Origin of the sequence: Olleya sp. AS48 (genome assembly GCF_038900355.1) — a bacterium.
In the GTDB taxonomy this organism is placed as follows: domain Bacteria; phylum Bacteroidota; class Bacteroidia; order Flavobacteriales; family Flavobacteriaceae; genus Olleya.
The window spans coordinates 42015-58915 of the sequence record NZ_JBBMRD010000014.1 but is presented as its reverse complement, the minus strand read 5'-3'; the positions used below and the strand labels follow the sequence as shown (position 1 = coordinate 58915).

Sequence of the window (16901 nt, the reverse complement as noted above, 5' to 3'; positions counted from 1 at the left end):
TAGTTTTATAAACTTACGCATTAAGGCAAAGTCGAGTTTTACCAAATAGTGACTTTACGACAAACAGCTATTATATTAGTTAAATCAAATGATTTTACCGATAAAAGCACAAAACACGAGTAAATTATTTTAGTCCGCTTAACACTAAAACAGGAAATGTTGTCACATAAAAATCCTTTTTAAGGATGCTATTTTTTTCCCACATTTTAGTAAAAAATCCTCTTTTACGACGGACAACACAAAGAATATCAGGATTAAATTCTTTATAATGCTCTAAGACACCTTGAAACGTAGTAGCGTTTTCAGATTCTTTTGTAGATGATAAATGTTCTTTTAAATCCTCTGCTATAACAAAATCACTTTGAGAGTGAAAAGGTGTTTTTACTAGCAGTAAATTTAACTTAGCATTAAAATGATTTTTTAAACTTAATAAAGGATACAAAGCATCAACTTTATTAATGACTGCAGATTTTAATGCAAATAGTATTGAATTTATTGGTTTATAAACATAACCTTCAGGAACAATAAGTGCAGGAATATTAGTTTGCTTAATGATTTTACCAGAGGTTTTACCTAAATAAACTTCATCTTTAATAGAATTTGTTCTAGGCTCTAAAATAATTAAATCAATGTCTAACGATTTAGAAACTAACTCTAACGTGTCTACTAATTTTCCTTTAAAGGTTTTTACAATAACCTCAACATTTTTTTTATTAACCGAAGCAACGTGCTTATTTAAAAAATCTAAACTTTCTCTTTCTAAAATATGATCCACCTTAATCATCGTTCCTGATTTGGTATAAACATTATATACTTGAACAACATATAATTTTGCGCCAAAAGCTTCAGCAAAATCTACTGCGTATTGTAAATGACTTTGTGCGTTTTTTGATGACCCAACAGGAACTAAAATAGATTTCATATAAAGAGTGTTTAGAAATCAAAAATACAGATTTTTCTTTACAAAAACTTCGATAATCTTTTACGACCTTTACAAAATCATTTTGAATACAAATTTTGAATACCTCCATAAGCTTAAGACATATAAATAAACTAGCCATTCCTGCACTTATAGCAGGTATATCAGAACCTATTTTGTCTTTAACAGATGCTGCTGTTGTTGGAAATGTACAGCTTAACCCAACTGAGTCCTTAGCTGCAATTGGTATAGTTACCACATTTTTATCTATGTTAATTTGGATATTAGGACAAACTAGAAGCGCTATTTCTTCTATAATATCACAACATGTTGGCGCCAATAAATTAGACCAGGTTAAAGACTTACCTGCTCAAGCTATTTTATTAATTACCTCGTTAAGCTTAGTTATAATAGCAACAACATATCCATTTACATCGCAGATATTTAAACTTTATAATGCCTCAGGTCTGATTTTGGATTATAGTATAGAGTATTATAAAATTAGAGTATTTGGTTTTCCGTTTACCTTATTTGTTATCGCAGTTTTTGGCACCTTTAGAGGATTACAAAACACTTACTATCCCATGGTAATTGCAATTATTGGAGCCTTTTTAAATGTAATTTTAGACTTTATGCTAGTGTATGGTATTAATGGATTTATACAACCCATGCATATAAAAGGTGCTGCGTATGCTAGTGTAATAGCACAAATAATAATGGCAATCCTATCTGGCTATTTACTATTAACCAAAACTAATATTCCGCTTCGGGTTAAATTCCCATTAAACAAACAAATCAGCAATTTTGCTATCATGATATTAAACTTGTTTGTACGTACACTAGCCTTAAATATCACGTTATATTTTGCAACAAAATATGCCACAGGCTATGGCAAAAACTATATTGCAGCTTATACAATTGCAATTAATCTTTGGTTTTTAGGAGCCTTTATAATAGACGGTTATGCTAGCGCAGGAAACATTTTGTCTGGCAAACTTTTTGGTCAAAAAAACTATAAAGAGCTATTAGAATTAAGTAAAAAACTAATAAAATATGGGATTTACTTAGGTAGCCTAGTAGCACTAATTGGAGCTATATTTTACTATCCAATAGGCAGACTTTTCACCAAAGAACCCGAAGTTTTAAAAACCTTTTATAGTGTTTTTTGGATGGTACTAGCCATGCAACCCTTGTGTGCTTTAGCCTTTATATTTGATGGTATGTTTAAAGGTTTAGGAAAAATGAAAGACCTACGTAACTTACTATTATTATCCACTTTTTTTGTTTTTTTACCAGTCCTTTTTATTGCAGATTATTACAACTTAAAATTACATGGTATATTTATAGCCTTTACTTTGTGGATTATAGCGCGTGGTTTTCCGTTAATTATAAAATTTAGAAAACAATTTTTGCCTCTTGCACAAAACAACTAACTTTACAACATAATAAAATCGTATGTTATTAAGCTTACTACAAGTCAATATTGAAGACAAAATTAAAAATGCTCCAGATAATAATTATCAAATCGGTATTTTAATTGGATCGTATTTGCCACTTTTTATCTTAGTAGTACTAGCTTATTTGCTGTACAGATATAATAAAAATCGTAACAAAGAGTCTTAAAATTATGAGCAATTTAATTTTTCCATTACTAGCATTATTTGTAATTATAGCTTATTTCTATAATAAAATGCGCAACAGAAGACGCTAATTAACGCGTTTTAAGCCAACCAGTAATGCTTAATCTTTTAGTATTTACTGGTTTAACTTCGTGCTCTAAAATTTGACTTTCAAATATTACCACACGACCAGGAAAAGGATATACCACTCTCTCTACCTCATTACCATTATCGTCTAAATACAATACCAATTCGCCACCATTTTCTGGTTGCCAATCTTCATGATTTAAGTAGCACACAAAAGACAGCTTACGTCTATCATCATTTTTAAACGTATCTAAATGACGTTTATAAAACGTTGACTTTGGATAAATCGCATAATGAAACTCCTTATGTAAAATTCCCAAAAAACACGTTTTATTTAAATAACCAACCAAATCATTAATCTTATTAAAAAACAAAGATTCCGCTACATTAGCTCTAGCTTCCTCAATCCATAAAATCACGTCACCTCTAATAGATTTAACTATTACCTCATCAAATTTATTACCAATAGCAGCCTTTTTAAAAGCATCCTCCTCATACTTATCAAGTATAGACCCTCTTAAAGCAACAACTTCTTCTTCAGAAAAAAAATTATCAATAATCGTAAATTTTTGCTTTGCAATATCCTCTATAATTTGCTCGTACAATGGATTTTCAACAAAATCTAAAGCCTCAAAAATCTGATTCATAACCTGTTTTATATTTAAAAAAGTGCGCAAATGTAACCTAATAACCTTTCGCTTTTACAAATTCAATATCTTTGCGCAATAAAACTTAGGTTAATGAGCAATATTCGTATTACAAAACAATTTACTTTTGAGACTGGACACGCACTTTATGGTTATGACGGAAAGTGTAAAAACGTCCATGGACACAGTTACAAACTAGATGTAACAGTAATAGGTACACCAATTTCTGATAGCAACAATGTAAAATTTGGAATGGTAATAGACTTTACAGATCTAAAAAAAATAGTAAAAGAAGAAATTGTAGACGTTTTTGATCACGCCACAGTATTTAACAAAAACACACCACATGTCCAACTAGCCAAAGAGCTTCAGGACAGAGACCACAACGTGTTACTGGTAGATTATCAACCAACCAGCGAAATGATGGTCATCGATTTTGCACAAAAAATACAAGACCGTTTACCAAACAACATCAAACTGCACTCTTTAAAACTATCCGAAACCGCAACCAGCTACGCACAATGGTACGCCAGCGATAACCAATAAATAATTTGGGCGTTACCACAAGGGTCGCGCTTTCCACTATATCTTTTTTGCGCATAAGCGCGCACAAAAAAGGATACCGTATCAATCGCTAACGCACACACCTGCTAACGATAGGCATTATCAAGAAATAGTTATCTTTACCACATGCAAATTCCAAAAGGAAAAAAAATATATTTCGCCTCAGACAATCATTTAGGCGCACCAACAAAAGAGCTCTCTTTACCTCGCGAAAAAAAGTTTGTCGCATGGTTAGACATGGTAAAAGACGATGCAGCAGCTATTTTCTTATTAGGAGATATGTTTGATTTTTGGATGGAATATAAACGCGTAATACCAAAAGGATTTACCAGAACATTAGGTAAACTTGCAGAAATTAGTGACTCCGGAATCCCAATCTATTACTTTGTAGGTAACCATGATTTGTGGATGGATGGCTACTTTGAAGAAGAATTAAGCATCCCTGTTTACCACAAACCAAAAGAATTTACCTTTAACAACAAAACCTTTTTTATAGGACATGGAGACGGTTTAGGACCAGAAGACAAAGGGTATAAACGCATGAAAAAAGTGTTTACCAATCCTGTTGCTAAATGGTTATTCCAACGTTTATTACACCCAGATTTTGCTTTACGCTTAGGACAATATATGTCTGTTAAAAACAAAATGATCTCTGGTGACGATGATGCTAAATTTTTAGGAAACGATAAAGAGTGGCTAGTGCAATATTGCAAACGCAAATTAGAGACTAAACATCGTGATTTTTTTATCTTTGGCCACAGACACTTACCGTTAAACATAGACTTAGGCAACAACTCTAAATACGTTAATCTAGGCGATTGGATAAAGTACTTTACTTATGGGGTTTTTGATGGCGAAAATATGGAGTTAAAAGAGTATTAATCCTCTTTTTCATGATCTTCAACATCTTTTGTTAAATCAAGATCACGAAGTGGTTGGTTTTTAACACCAATTATAGCAACAATTATAAGTGTAGCTGTCCCACCAAATATTACCGCTAATGGCGCTCCTAAAAGTTTAGCAGCAATACCACTCTCAACAGCTCCTAACTCATTAGACGACCCAACAAACATTGAGTTAACTGCACCTACACGACCTCTCATATGGTCTGGCGTCTTTAATTGCAGAATAGTTTGTCTTACTACCATTGAGATTCCGTCAAAAACACCTGCTAAAAACAACATTAAAACACTAAGCCACATTAATTTAGAAGCACCAAAAACTATCATACAAACCCCAAAACCAAAGATAGAAACCAGTAACTTTTTACCTGTGTTTTTTGTTATAGGAATGTAAGTTGTCGCTAACATTGTCAAAATACTTCCTGAGGATAATGCAGCATTTAAAATACCTAAACCTTTTGGCCCAGCATCTAAAATATCTTTTGCAAAAACAGTAAAAATAGCGACAGCTCCTCCAAACAAAACAGCAATCATATCTAATGTTAATGCACCTAAAACCACCTTGTCGTTAAACACAAAACTAAGTCCTGCTTGTAAGCTTTCTTTTACTGTTTCTTTATTTCCGCTATTTAAAATTGGCTTTTTATTAATTAAAAACACCAGTACTAAGGACAACATTACTAAAAAGAATATAATACCAAGTGTATGATGAACACCAATCCAAGCTATTAAAAACCCTGCAGATAAAGCACCAAAAACACTTGCTCCTTTCCATGTACTACTACTCCATGTTGCTGCATTAGGATAAATCTTTTTAGGCACAAGTAAGGCTATCAAAGAAAAGATAGTTGGACCAAAAAAGGCTCTTAAAACACCTCCAAAAAACACCAATGCATAAATACTATATAAAATAGTTGGCATTTTCCAGGTGGCTTCAATGGTATTGGAGGTCAACCAAAACAGTCCAAAGCTAATTAAAGAAAATAGCGTAATACAAAGTGCAAATAGATTTCGTTTTTCTTTTTTATCTACAATATGCCCTGCAAAAGGAGCAAGAAAAAAAGCTGGTAAAAACTCGCATAAACCAATTATAGCAAGACTTAATTTATTATTAGTCATAGAGTAAACTTGCCATTCTATTACCACAAATTGCATAGACCAACCAAAGACTAAGGCAAATCTTACTAATAAAAAGATATTAAACTCTCTTATTCTTAATGCTGCGTATGGATCATTTTTAGCCATATTATTCTTTTAAATCTCTTAATTTTAATTGCAAAGACACATTGCCTTGCCAATGATTTTCATCCACCGAATAGACCGCTTTAAAACGTTTTTTATCTTTTATAAGATTTAATTTATCGCCTAAATTAAAACCAATACACACAAATTTTTCTCTGCCAGATTGGGTCACTGTACATCTAATATGCTTATCATCCTCTCCAACACATTTACCATAACCTGTATCTTTTAAATCTTCCGACATAAAAATAGGTGTCATGTTTCCAGGTCCAAAAGGCGCAAACTGTTTAATAATACGCCAAAATTTATCATCAATAGCACTTAACTCTAAAGTCGTATCAATTTTAATTTCTGGTGTTAGTAAATTTTTATCTATGGTTTTAGAAACCTCATCTTCAAACGCTTGTTTAAAAGCTTCGTAGTTTTCTTCTTTAAGCGTTAAACCTGCAGCATACATATGACCTCCAAACTGTTCGATATGGGCACTACAAGCCTCTAAAGCATTATAGACATCAAACCCTGACACTGATCTTGCAGAAGCTGCTAATTTGTCTCCACTTTTAGTAAACACTAATGTTGGTCTGTAATACGTCTCTATTAATCTTGAGGCCACAATACCAATAACCCCTTTGTGCCAATCTTCTTGATACACTACGGAGGTTAGTCTTTGTTCTTCTTTGTTTTCTATGATTTGTGCTAACGCTTCAACTGTAATTGTTTTATCAGTTTCTCTTCGGTCAGAATTAAATGCTTCAATTTCTTCAGCATAGGTAACCGCTGTATCAAAATCGATTTCCGTTAATAAGTCTACCGCATATTGCCCATGTTTCATGCGTCCTGCAGCATTAATACGTGGTGCAATAGTAAACACAACATCCGTAATAGTTAACGTGTCTTTTTTGAGCTGATTGATAATCGCTCTAAATCCTGCTCTCGATTTTTGATTGACCACTTTTAAACCATGGTAAGCTAAAACCCTATTTTCCCCAGTAATGGGAACAATATCTGCGCCAATTGCAGTCGCTACTAAATCTAAATACGGAAGTAAATCGTTGATAGTTTGACCATCTTTTTCGGCTAAAGCCTGAATTAATTTAAATCCAACACCACAACCACACAGTTCTTTATAAGGATAATTACAATCTGCTTGTTTTGGGTCTAAAACAGCTACTGCATCTGGTACAGTAGCACCTGGTCTGTGGTGATCACAAATTATAAAATCTATACTTTTTTGTTTCGCGTATGCGACTTTATCTACAGCTTTGACACCACAATCTAGTGCTATAATAAGACTAAAGTCGTTGTCTTCTGCAAAGTCAATACCTTGATAAGAGACACCGTAACCTTCACCATATCGATCAGGAATATAAGTCGCAACTAATGGTGTTTTTGTTTTTAAATACGATGACATTAACGCAACAGAAGTCGTACCATCTACATCATAATCGCCATATACCAATATGTTTTCATTATTAGCAATAGCGTGCTGTATTCTAACCACAGCTTTATCCATATCCTTCATTAAATACGGATCATGCAAATGGTCTAAACTAGGTCTAAAAAAAGATTTAGCGTCCTCAAAGTTTTCAATACCACGTTGCACTAAAAGCGATGCAATAGGTACATCAATTTGCAAACTATCCGCTAAAGACTTAACGATTTTAGGATTTGGTTTTGGTTTTAAGGTCCAGCGCATGTAATGGATTTAGAATATAAATTAGACTTTTTCTAAGTAAATAAGCTTACTTATTATGAAAATGCACATTGGATTTAACCTCAGAAAAACGCCTAAACATCTCCATAACACCACAATATTTTTCAATAGATAATTGTACTGCTCTATTTATTTTTTCTTCGTTTAAATCTTTACCTGTAAAGTGATAGTCTAAAATTACGGTATGATAATATTTAGGATGCTCATCGGTTAATAATCCTTCAACTTCCATTTTTAAATCATAAGTATCAATTTTCATTTTATCTAAAATAGATACGACATCTAATCCAGAACAACCTGCTAAGGACGATAACATTAGTGCTTTTGGAGATAGGCCTTCACGCGTTTTACCTTCTACATCTGTATCCATTAAAACATGATGACCACTTGGGTTATCAGAATCGAATAACATGTTTCCCTTCCAATTGGTTGTAATTTTATGCGACATAATTGAATATTTTTTCGTTTATTGATATCAATCAAAAATACTACTTAAAAACGAAAAAACGATGCCATTAGTAACACCTTTAACAGCAGATTACGATTTAGAAACTAAAGAATTGGCGACTTTCTTTAACGAGACTCTTGGATTTTGTCCAAATTCGGTATTAACTATGCAACGTAGACCTGCTATTAGTAAAGCCTTTATTAATTTAAACAAAGCGGTTATGGCTAATGAAGGTCGTGTTACCTCTGCCTTAAAACGAATGATTGCATGGGTAAGTAGTAATGCTACAGGTTGCAGATATTGTCAAGCACATGCTATTAGAGCAGCAGAACGTTATGGCGCAGAACAAGAACAATTAGATAATATTTGGGAATACCGCACACATCCCGCTTTTAGCGACGCAGAACGTGCTGCTTTAGATTTTAGCTTAGCAGCTAGTCAAGTACCAAATCAAGTAGACGAAACTATTAAAGCACGCTTACACGAACATTGGGATGAAGGTGAAATTGTAGAAATGCTTGGTGTAATCTCTTTATTTGGATACTTAAACAGATGGAATGATAGTATGGGAACTACTTTAGAAGAAGATGCTATTGATAGCGGAAACCAATATTTAGGAAAACATGGTTTTGAAGTCGGCAAACACGTGTAATTAAAGCTTACACTTAGTTAATAATAAAAAACCTCACTATATCTAGTGAGGTTTTTTATTAGATTTTCTTTTTAGTTAATGGGTTTTGGTCAAATTGCAACCCTTCAAAACCTGTTATCATAAAGTTTCTGACGTTTTGATGACCTGTTCCGTTTGGGTCTTTTAAAACGTCATCAAAATAATACTTTCCAAAACATGCCAAGGTTTCGGTTTTAGATAAAGCTTCTGCTTTTGCAAAAGCAAATACTTTGCATGAACCTGAATTTTCTCCTGCAGCATTTTGCACCAAACCATTTGCAAAAGCTGTTGGTGTAAAATCAAAATACGTATCCACGACTTGCATCGTTTCCGCGAAAGCGATAGTATTTGGTGTGTTTTTTAATTTTAATTTAAATGCTGTTATTGTCATCTTTATCCTATATATTATTTACTTTTTCCACCTACCACTATTACAATTTCACCTTTAGGTGGTTTATTAGTGTAATGGTCTAAAACCTGTTTTGCGGTTCCGCGAATGGTTTCTTCGTATAATTTAGTTAGTTCTCTAGACACTGATACTGGTCTGTCCTCTCCAAAATACTCGCAAAAATGACCTAAGGTTTTATTTAATTTGTGTGGACTTTCGTAAAAAATAATGGTTCTGGTCTCTTCGGCTAATAGCTTTAATCTTGTTTGACGACCTTTTTTTACTGGTAAAAAACCTTCAAAAACAAACTTATCATTAGGGAAGCCACTATTTACTAATGCTGGCACAAACGCAGTTGCTCCTGGAAGACAGTCTACTTCAATACCATGTTCTATACAGGCTCGTGTTAGTAAAAATCCTGGATCTGAAATGGCTGGTGTCCCTGCATCACTAATTAATGCAACAGTGGTTCCTGCTTTTAATTTTTGGACCAAATTATCCACCGTTTTATGCTCGTTATGCATATGATGACTTTGCATTTGCGTACTAATCTGATAGTGTTTTAATAACTTTCCTGAGGTACGTGTGTCCTCTGCTAAAATTAAATCGACTGCTTTTAAAACCTCTACAGCCCTAAATGTCATGTCTTTAAGATTACCAATTGGTGTTGGAACTATGTATAATTTACTCATGTTTTAACTGAATTCTAATTCAAATTTACAATCTTTTTGAGAGAGTTGAAGCAACCTTTTAGTAATTTAGACATCTATCAATAAACCAACCAACTATGAAAAAATCGTTTTGCTTAATTATGTTTTGTTTTTCATTTTTAATAAGCAAAGCGCAAACTACAGATTTATCAATAGTAGTTGCTGCACAAAACTTATCTGGCAGTTCAATTTCGCAAGTTAATATTTATCAAGATTTTCAATATATTATTACCATTTTTAATTCGGGAGGCAATGTTACTAATGCAACTTTTACACAAACATTAAATCCTAACTTAACGGTTTTAAGTACAAATAGTCAAAATCAAACTGGTGGAGCCAGCGTAATTACACCAATCACTTTAAGCGGAAACACAATATCTGGTACAATAGCAAACCTACCCTCAAATAGTAGTGTACAATTAAAGGTTGTTGTTAAGGCCTCTTTAACTCCTGGAGGTGTTGCTACCAACGCCACAGTTTTTTCGCCTGAAGGCACAACGGATAATAATTTATCCAACAACACGTCTGTTATATCTATTGACATAGTCGAACCTCCAATTAACTTTACGGTTGATTACAATCAAATTTCACCTACTTCAGGCACTTCAATAAGTGATTGGAACCAAACTATAACTTATCAATTTACTATTACAAATAATAGTGACATCCCTTTTCCATTACAAAGCTTTATAAGTAGATTTGATAATCCTTTTGGACCTTTAATTGGTGTACCCATAATACAACTTAATAGTTTAAATTGCATTAGTACTACTGCTGGTGTGCTGTGTCCTGACACCTCAACATATGCAGGTGTAACAGTTGGGATTACATCGTATCAACCTTTTTTTACCTTTACAACACCTATCGAGTTTACACCTGGAGGATCTATAACTTTTGAAATGGAAGTCCTTTTTTTAGATCCAACATGTGCGATACAGCTTGCCAATTTAGAATTGTCAAGTTTAATCGAACTAACGTTTATCCCTTCTGATATCAATCAATCTTCAGATAGTTCCAACATAATTACTAATCCATTACCACAAGGAAACCTTTGCGACATGACGGATTTATGTATAACTACTATACAAACTAATCCTGATCCTTTAGCAGAAATTAATTGGAACGAAGAAGTAACTTTTGTAACCACTATTTGTAATATGGGTCCTGAAGATGCTTATATGCGCTTTTTTCTTCAAAATTTAACCTTAAATACCGATTGGGACATTATATCCATAAATTGTGATGCTACCACAGGTCCTGTTGCCTGTACAGATTTTACTTTAACTGATCAGGATCAGTTTTGGGAAAGCAGCGAATTTTTCCTACCCACTAACACTACAATTACAGTAACTACTGTTGTAGTATTTATTGAACCAGACGACTGCTCGATACAATTAGACGATAATACTTTGGTACACGTAAGAAGTGGTGTAAATTTATTAGAAAGCACTATTATTGATCCAAATATTGGAAATAATGCTGATAGTGATTTCTTGTTATTACCTCCTTTAGAGGAATGTGATCCTGCCGAAACTGTTATGCTTAATATTACAAAAGAACAGACAAACCCAGTTTTACCAAGTGGTTTAACACCAACAAACACAATAGAATGGGGAGAAGTCACATATCAAGTTGTGGCGACTAATTATGGCAATGTAGATTCTATAATTTATTTAAGTGATTTTATTACTGAAGCCTCATCAGGAACATTAATTTCTGTAAATTGTATTAATACCACAGGTACTGCCACTTGTTATGATATTATTAATGCTAACATCGGAGAGTTTCTGGATGGTATTCCTGAAGCAGGAGAAAGCGATGTTTTTTGGGAAATTACTCCTGAAGAAAATGTGGTACTTCCTGCGCAAAGCTCAATAACCTATGAAGTGGTTGTAGATTGGCAACCAGAGTGTAGCACAGATCCTATTATTGTAAGAAATAATGTTTCAATAGAAAGCGTAGATTATAACAATGAAATTGATTTACTCAACAATACAGACCACGTTATTACATATTTAGCTCCTTGCATTGACATCGTTGTACAGACCTATCCCGAATTCACCTCTGTTGGTGTAAACAGTACATTTAATTGGATAATAGACATCACAAATAGTAACACAAGTTCAAACGCAACAAATATTGCTTTTGAAGATATATTAGGTCCAGAATTTACAATAAACGGAACACCAACTTGTATTGTGACGTCAGGCATAGCATCCTGCATGTCCGCATTTAATATTTCTGGTAATACTATTTCTGGTAATATTACAAATATGGAAGGAGGCTCTACAATACAAATAGCAATTCCGGTAACAGCTCCAAGTTATGGTGGTGCATTTACAAATACTGCACAAGCCATAGCCAACATTAACGAAAATAATGAGCTAACTCCAGACACCAACCTGTCTATTAGCAATATGCAAGTTATTGCTCCAACGGTTTTAAAAACCTTTACTCCAGACCAAATAATTGTAGGTCAACAAAGTATATTAGAGTTTACAGTATTTAATGTTTCTGGTAACGCAGCACAGTCAAATATAAACTTTACAGACAATTTACCTCTTGGATTAACTATAGCAGGTCCAATATCTTGGACAGATAGTAATGGATGTACTGCAACAATTACTAGCTCATTAGGCGGAACATTTGTTGGCGTATCTGACTTAATTATTCCAGAAGGTGTGGCAAGTTGTAGTTTTTCGGTTTTGGTCACCTCTACAATGGAAGGTATATACAATAATAACAGTAGCAATTTTAGCAATCAAAATAATATTGATAGCTCTCAAGCAGATGCAACATTAACTGTTTTAGAGGATACATCTAATGTTGATATTGAAGTATTAAAATCTGTAACTCCAACACAAACTTCTATTGGTCAAGAGGTTACTTTTACCATTAGCGCTAGTAATGTTGGAACAACCGAAGCTACAAATATTATGATTTTTGAAAAACTGCCAATTGGCTATCAACTTACAACTGCTAACACAAGCTTTGGAAATTATGACGTAAATTCGTTTTTATGGAGTATAAGCCACTTATTACCAAATCAATCAGAGAGTTTAACAATAACAGCTCAAGTTATATCTTCCAATAATCTTCTCAACACTGCTACTTTAACTGAAGTTTTACAGATTGATAGGGATGACACAAATAATCAGGATTGGGCAATAATTTCTGTTGATGATTGTTTACAAATCCCTAAAGGGTTTTCTCCTGGAAGTGATATGGTAAACGACACCTTTGTAATTCCATGCATTGAAGACTATCCAAATAATGATTTAAAAATTTACAATAGATATGGTACATTAATATACCAAAGTAACAACTATATTAATGAGTGGAACGGAATGCCAAATCAAGGTCCTTTAAATCAAAACAAAATGTTACCTGTTGGCACTTATTATTATGTGTTAAATATTTCAACAATAAAAAATCCTTTGGTAGGATATATATATTTAAACTATTAGTTTGTTTTTTTGACGAACCGATAACCCTAAAAAATAAGAGATTAAAACTATAATAACAGCATAAAAAGACATACCAAAAAGACCATGTCCTGCATTGTAATGTGCTACTGTTGCTAATAAAGCATCAAAGAAAAATCCAGCGTAAGCCCATTCTGTTAACCATTTATTTTTTCGCCATAAAATCATAACAACACCAAGTATTTTGGCTATTGCTAAAGGAATTACTAAATAGGTTGGATAATTTAGTGCTTTAAAAAAACCTTCAACCATCTCTATATTAAAAAAGTACATCTGTGCTGAATATAAAAATATCACACAAACTAAAATTGTAGCAATCCAATATAATAAGGTCTTAATAGACGTTTGTTTCATTTAATAAAATTAAAGTATTATTAACCTAAAAACTACTTAAATCTAGCTTCGATAATTTCCATAAAACGGACTTCGTAATCTTCTTTACCAACCCAATTATTGTAATCTGGTTTAACTACATTATTAATTAAATTAAACGCTTCGTCTAAAGTTGTAGTCGTATTAAGTTGTGATAATACTCTATTATAATCGTCAGGTTCGCCATCAAATAAATGCTTAATAAATGCTAATTTATCGTTTAATCCAATGTTTAAACCAGATTTAAGTTTATCGTTTAAACTCTTTTTTTCATTTATATCAGATTTTGACACAGGATCAAAAACAGGAATCTCATCAAAGCCTGCGGTTATCTCTTCAAAATCATTTTTAGTATAATTTTGCTTTGGTATAACTGCTTCAATTAGGTCATCCACTTGGTGAGTTTCTTGTGGCATTTGAGCAACCATATCCTTTATTTTCTCCATGACTGGCTCCATAATATCATCCTGATCTGCATCATCCAAATTGATATAGGTTTTATCATCTACCTCTATGTTATCACTTACTTTGTTATTAAAAGCAGAATCTAACATATCAAAAAATGAAGAGTCATTACCAATAGTCGGTAAACTATCTTCAAAGTTTTCGTTAGCAAATTTTAAAACGGTTAACTTTTCATACAAAACAGCAACTTCTGCATGCATCCTATTAACGTCTTCTTTACCAACTAGTTTTAGAATCCTGTGTGCAATACTCATTAATTCTGATTCTAATTTCTTCTTCATGGTTTTATTTTTTTTTATAATTTTTGAATTAATTGCAAGTTAGCCTTTTGATTTTTAATAAATTTGACCCACCTTTATACAAAACGTAAATGCTTTACGTTTTAGTGCTAAATTTACAAAATGTTTCTTGAAAATACAGTAAATCAAAAAGAACAATTTGGATGGATTGAAGTCATCTGTGGATCAATGTTTTCTGGAAAGACTGAAGAGTTAATCCGAAGACTTAAACGCGCTCAATTTGCTAAACAAAAAGTAGAAATCTTTAAACCAGCTATTGATGTTCGTTACGATGATGAAATGGTAGTATCGCACGATGCTAACGAGATTAGATCCACTCCTGTACCTGCTGCAGCTAATATTCCAATTCTTGCGGATGGCTGTGATGTGGTTGGTATTGACGAAGCTCAGTTTTTTGATGACGAAATCGTTCGTGTTTGTAACGACCTAGCTAATAAAGGCATACGCGTAATTGTTGCAGGTTTAGATATGGACTTTAAAGGTAATCCTTTTGGACCAATGCCTTATTTAATGGCAACAGCAGAATATGTTACAAAAGTACACGCTGTTTGTACCAGAACCGGAAACCTAGCACAATATAGTTTCAGGAAATCTGCAAATGACAACCTTGTTTTGTTAGGTGAAACTGAAGAGTATGAGCCACTAAGCAGAGCTGCGTATTATAAAGCAACACTTAGAGAAAAAGTGAAACACATAAAGGTAGAAGATGCCCAAGAGATTGACACAAAATCTAAAATCTCTAATGAATAAAGCTCAAGAAACAGTTTTAGAAATAGACCTTAAAGCACTAAAACATAATTTTAAGTTTTTAAAATCAAAACTCTCCGGAAACACCAAATTTTTAGCGGTTGTAAAAGCCTTTGCCTACGGAAGTGACGCTGTAGAAGTTGCAAAATATCTGCAACAATTAGACGTAGATTATTTTGCTGTAGCCTATACCTATGAAGGTGTAGCACTGCGTGATGCAGGAATTACAACACCAATACTAGTATTACATCCACAACCTGTAAGTTTTGACGACATTATAACACGTTGCCTAGAACCAAGTCTATACTCACAAAGAGTTTTAGACCTTTTTATTGCTTCCGCAGAAACACATAAGCAACACAACTATCCTGTACATTTAAAATTTAACACTGGATTAAATAGATTAGGTTTTGGTTTGGAAGATATTTTTAAAATAGTTGAAACAGTATCTAAAACCGAAGCGGTACACATCACCAGTTTATTTTCTCATCTCGCAGAAAGTGAAGTCTTGGATGATAAAGCATTTACTGTATCTCAAATAGAACATTTTAAAACAATATACAAACAAGTCTATGCCAAATTAGACTACAAGCCATTTTTACACCTTTGTAACACCTCTGGTATTATAAACTACCCAGAAGCACACTTTGATATGGTAAGAAGTGGTATTGGATTAAACGGTTTTGGAAACGATCCAAATGTAAACAAACACCTAAAACCAATAACAGCTTTAAAAACAAACATCTCGCAAATTCATCATATAAAAAAAGGAGAAAGCTTAGGTTATAACAGAGCTTTTATAGCACAAACAGATACAAAAACTGCAACGTTACCAATAGGTCATGCAGATGGTATTAAAAGACAATATGGTAACAAAAATGGATTTGTAACCATTAATAATCAAAAAGCATATATACTAGGTAATGTTTGTATGGACATGATTATGGTAGACATCACTTCCATAGATTGTAATGAAGGTGACGAAGTTATTGTATTTGATAACAAGTACACTGCTGAGGCTTTAGCAGAAAATGTACAATCCATTTCCTACGAATTAATTACTGCCATCTCTCAACGTGTAAAACGTGTATTTCGTCGATAAATGTCATTTACATATATTTGATAAGTACCAGTTATGTTAAAATTTTAACTAAATTCGAATATCATTAATATTAACTAACATTAAAAATTAAAATTATGCTTAAAGAATTTAAGAATTTTATCATGACAGGAAACGTAATTGAATTTGCGGTTGCTGTAATTATGGCTGGAGCATTAGGCCAAGTAATTAATGGCTTTGTAAATAACGTTGCTATGCCATTTGTAGGACATTTTGCAGGAGGAATTGATTTTGCTGCTAAAAAACTTGTACTTGATGAGGCAGTAGTAGACGCAGCTGGTGTTGTTACAAAACCAGAAAATGCAATAATGTATGGTAGCTGGATTAATACAATAATTAACTTGATAATTGTTGGATTTATCATGTTCTTAATTGTTAAAGCATACAATAAAACTAAAAAACCAGTTGAACCAGCTGCACCAGCAGGACCATCTGATAACGAATTATTAATGGAAATTAGAGATGCTTTAAAAAAGTAATCTAATTTTTAGTATTATCATAAA

The 16901-nt window shown here is 33.0% G+C and carries 17 protein-coding genes; 8 read left to right on the top strand and 9 right to left on the bottom strand.

Features of this window, described 5'->3' with window-relative positions:
- Positions 1-124: 124 nt before the first annotated feature.
- A complete protein-coding gene (locus WNY60_RS14695; RefSeq protein WP_145005313.1) occupies positions 125-922 on the bottom strand; it encodes a universal stress protein in 798 nt (265 codons plus the stop codon).
- 95 nt (positions 923-1017) lie between these two features.
- Between WNY60_RS14695 and WNY60_RS14690 the strand changes: the two genes are divergently transcribed.
- A complete protein-coding gene (locus WNY60_RS14690; protein WP_145005310.1) occupies positions 1018-2352 on the top strand; it encodes an MATE family efflux transporter in 1335 nt (444 codons plus the stop codon).
- A gap of 278 nt (positions 2353-2630) precedes the next feature.
- On the opposite strand, the gene WNY60_RS14685 is transcribed toward WNY60_RS14690, so the two are convergent.
- Positions 2631-3272 carry a 2OG-Fe(II) oxygenase gene (locus tag WNY60_RS14685; RefSeq protein ID WP_342862839.1) on the bottom strand — a complete coding sequence of 214 codons (642 nt, stop codon included), beginning with the start codon at positions 3270-3272 and terminating at the stop codon, positions 2631-2633.
- 93 nt (positions 3273-3365) lie between these two features.
- Between WNY60_RS14685 and WNY60_RS14680 the strand changes: the two genes are divergently transcribed.
- The gene (locus WNY60_RS14680; RefSeq protein WP_145005302.1) at positions 3366-3818 is read left to right on the top strand and encodes a 6-carboxytetrahydropterin synthase; all 453 of its coding nucleotides are present in this window, start codon (positions 3366-3368) and stop codon (positions 3816-3818) included.
- A gap of 144 nt (positions 3819-3962) precedes the next feature.
- Complete coding sequence (locus tag WNY60_RS14675) at positions 3963-4718, top strand: UDP-2,3-diacylglucosamine diphosphatase (protein ID WP_342862838.1); 756 nt, start codon at positions 3963-3965, stop codon at positions 4716-4718.
- Here the strand turns inward: WNY60_RS14675 and WNY60_RS14670 are convergent.
- The 3 genes from WNY60_RS14670 to WNY60_RS14660 are packed head-to-tail and all read right to left on the bottom strand — an operon-like array spanning position 4715 to position 8142.
- The gene (locus WNY60_RS14670) at positions 4715-5983 is read right to left on the bottom strand and encodes an MFS transporter (RefSeq protein WP_145005295.1); all 1269 of its coding nucleotides are present in this window, start codon (positions 5981-5983) and stop codon (positions 4715-4717) included. The two genes, WNY60_RS14675 and WNY60_RS14670, sit on opposite strands and share 4 nt — an antisense overlap.
- 1 nt (position 5984) lies before the next feature.
- Positions 5985-7676 (bottom strand): single-stranded-DNA-specific exonuclease RecJ, encoded by a 1692-nt coding sequence (gene recJ / locus WNY60_RS14665; protein WP_342862837.1) that lies wholly within the window; start codon positions 7674-7676, stop codon positions 5985-5987.
- A 46-nt stretch (positions 7677-7722) separates the two neighbouring features.
- Positions 7723-8142 carry an OsmC family protein gene (locus WNY60_RS14660; protein ID WP_342862836.1) on the bottom strand — a complete coding sequence of 140 codons (420 nt, stop codon included), beginning with the start codon at positions 8140-8142 and terminating at the stop codon, positions 7723-7725.
- 61 nt (positions 8143-8203) lie between these two features.
- Here WNY60_RS14660 and WNY60_RS14655 point away from each other — a divergent pair, with 61 nt between their 5' ends.
- Positions 8204-8794, top strand: coding sequence for a carboxymuconolactone decarboxylase family protein (locus tag WNY60_RS14655; protein ID WP_145005284.1), 591 nt, complete (start codon positions 8204-8206; stop codon positions 8792-8794).
- 58 nt (positions 8795-8852) lie between these two features.
- On the opposite strand, the gene WNY60_RS14650 is transcribed toward WNY60_RS14655, so the two are convergent.
- The gene (locus WNY60_RS14650; RefSeq protein WP_342862835.1) at positions 8853-9203 is read right to left on the bottom strand and encodes a HopJ type III effector protein; all 351 of its coding nucleotides are present in this window, start codon (positions 9201-9203) and stop codon (positions 8853-8855) included.
- 14 nt (positions 9204-9217) lie between these two features.
- Entirely contained in the window at positions 9218-9892 is a 675-nt protein-coding gene (rsmI, locus tag WNY60_RS14645) for a 16S rRNA (cytidine(1402)-2'-O)-methyltransferase (protein WP_145005276.1), read from the bottom strand.
- A 95-nt stretch (positions 9893-9987) separates the two neighbouring features.
- Here rsmI and WNY60_RS14640 point away from each other — a divergent pair, with 95 nt between their 5' ends.
- Entirely contained in the window at positions 9988-13377 is a 3390-nt protein-coding gene (locus WNY60_RS14640; RefSeq protein WP_342862834.1) for a gliding motility-associated C-terminal domain-containing protein, read from the top strand.
- On the opposite strand, the gene WNY60_RS14635 is transcribed toward WNY60_RS14640, so the two are convergent.
- Together WNY60_RS14635 and WNY60_RS14630 are read right to left on the bottom strand one after the other, a co-directional pair.
- A complete protein-coding gene (locus WNY60_RS14635; protein ID WP_099568301.1) occupies positions 13366-13749 on the bottom strand; it encodes a DoxX family protein in 384 nt (127 codons plus the stop codon). The two genes, WNY60_RS14640 and WNY60_RS14635, sit on opposite strands and share 12 nt — an antisense overlap.
- Positions 13750-13781: 32 nt before the next feature.
- Entirely contained in the window at positions 13782-14513 is a 732-nt protein-coding gene (locus WNY60_RS14630) for a hypothetical protein (RefSeq protein WP_145005267.1), read from the bottom strand.
- 120 nt (positions 14514-14633) lie between these two features.
- Between WNY60_RS14630 and WNY60_RS14625 the strand changes: the two genes are divergently transcribed.
- The 3 genes from WNY60_RS14625 to mscL all read left to right on the top strand — a co-directional run bounded on the left by WNY60_RS14625 (position 14634) and on the right by mscL (position 16877).
- A complete protein-coding gene (locus WNY60_RS14625; protein ID WP_145005264.1) occupies positions 14634-15281 on the top strand; it encodes a thymidine kinase in 648 nt (215 codons plus the stop codon).
- Entirely contained in the window at positions 15274-16380 is a 1107-nt protein-coding gene (gene alr, locus WNY60_RS14620; RefSeq protein WP_145005261.1) for an alanine racemase, read from the top strand. The genes WNY60_RS14625 and alr overlap by 8 nt, the downstream gene beginning before the upstream one ends.
- Before the next feature lie 95 nt (positions 16381-16475).
- Positions 16476-16877: a large conductance mechanosensitive channel protein MscL gene (gene mscL, locus WNY60_RS14615; RefSeq protein WP_145005258.1), complete on the top strand. Its 402-nt coding sequence runs from the start codon at positions 16476-16478 to the stop codon at positions 16875-16877.
- Positions 16878-16901: the final 24 nt, after the last annotated feature.

Coding starts and splice junctions, on each gene's coding strand:
- WNY60_RS14655 (WP_145005284.1), top strand. CDS start 8,204: ATGCCATTAGTAACACCTTTAACAGCAGATTACGATTTAGAAACTAAA.
- WNY60_RS14650 (WP_342862835.1), bottom strand. CDS start 9,203: ATGACAATAACAGCATTTAAATTAAAATTAAAAAACACACCAAATACT.
- WNY60_RS14680 (WP_145005302.1), top strand. CDS start 3,366: ATGAGCAATATTCGTATTACAAAACAATTTACTTTTGAGACTGGACAC.
- recJ (WP_342862837.1), bottom strand. CDS start 7,676: ATGCGCTGGACCTTAAAACCAAAACCAAATCCTAAAATCGTTAAGTCT.
- WNY60_RS14695 (WP_145005313.1), bottom strand. CDS start 922: ATGAAATCTATTTTAGTTCCTGTTGGGTCATCAAAAAACGCACAAAGT.
- WNY60_RS14685 (WP_342862839.1), bottom strand. CDS start 3,272: ATGAATCAGATTTTTGAGGCTTTAGATTTTGTTGAAAATCCATTGTAC.
- WNY60_RS14670 (WP_145005295.1), bottom strand. CDS start 5,983: ATGGCTAAAAATGATCCATACGCAGCATTAAGAATAAGAGAGTTTAAT.
- WNY60_RS14630 (WP_145005267.1), bottom strand. CDS start 14,513: ATGAAGAAGAAATTAGAATCAGAATTAATGAGTATTGCACACAGGATT.
- WNY60_RS14675 (WP_342862838.1), top strand. CDS start 3,963: ATGCAAATTCCAAAAGGAAAAAAAATATATTTCGCCTCAGACAATCAT.
- WNY60_RS14660 (WP_342862836.1), bottom strand. CDS start 8,142: ATGTCGCATAAAATTACAACCAATTGGAAGGGAAACATGTTATTCGAT.
- rsmI (WP_145005276.1), bottom strand. CDS start 9,892: ATGAGTAAATTATACATAGTTCCAACACCAATTGGTAATCTTAAAGAC.
- WNY60_RS14640 (WP_342862834.1), top strand. CDS start 9,988: ATGAAAAAATCGTTTTGCTTAATTATGTTTTGTTTTTCATTTTTAATA.
- alr (WP_145005261.1), top strand. CDS start 15,274: ATGAATAAAGCTCAAGAAACAGTTTTAGAAATAGACCTTAAAGCACTA.
- WNY60_RS14635 (WP_099568301.1), bottom strand. CDS start 13,749: ATGAAACAAACGTCTATTAAGACCTTATTATATTGGATTGCTACAATT.
- WNY60_RS14625 (WP_145005264.1), top strand. CDS start 14,634: ATGTTTCTTGAAAATACAGTAAATCAAAAAGAACAATTTGGATGGATT.
- mscL (WP_145005258.1), top strand. CDS start 16,476: ATGCTTAAAGAATTTAAGAATTTTATCATGACAGGAAACGTAATTGAA.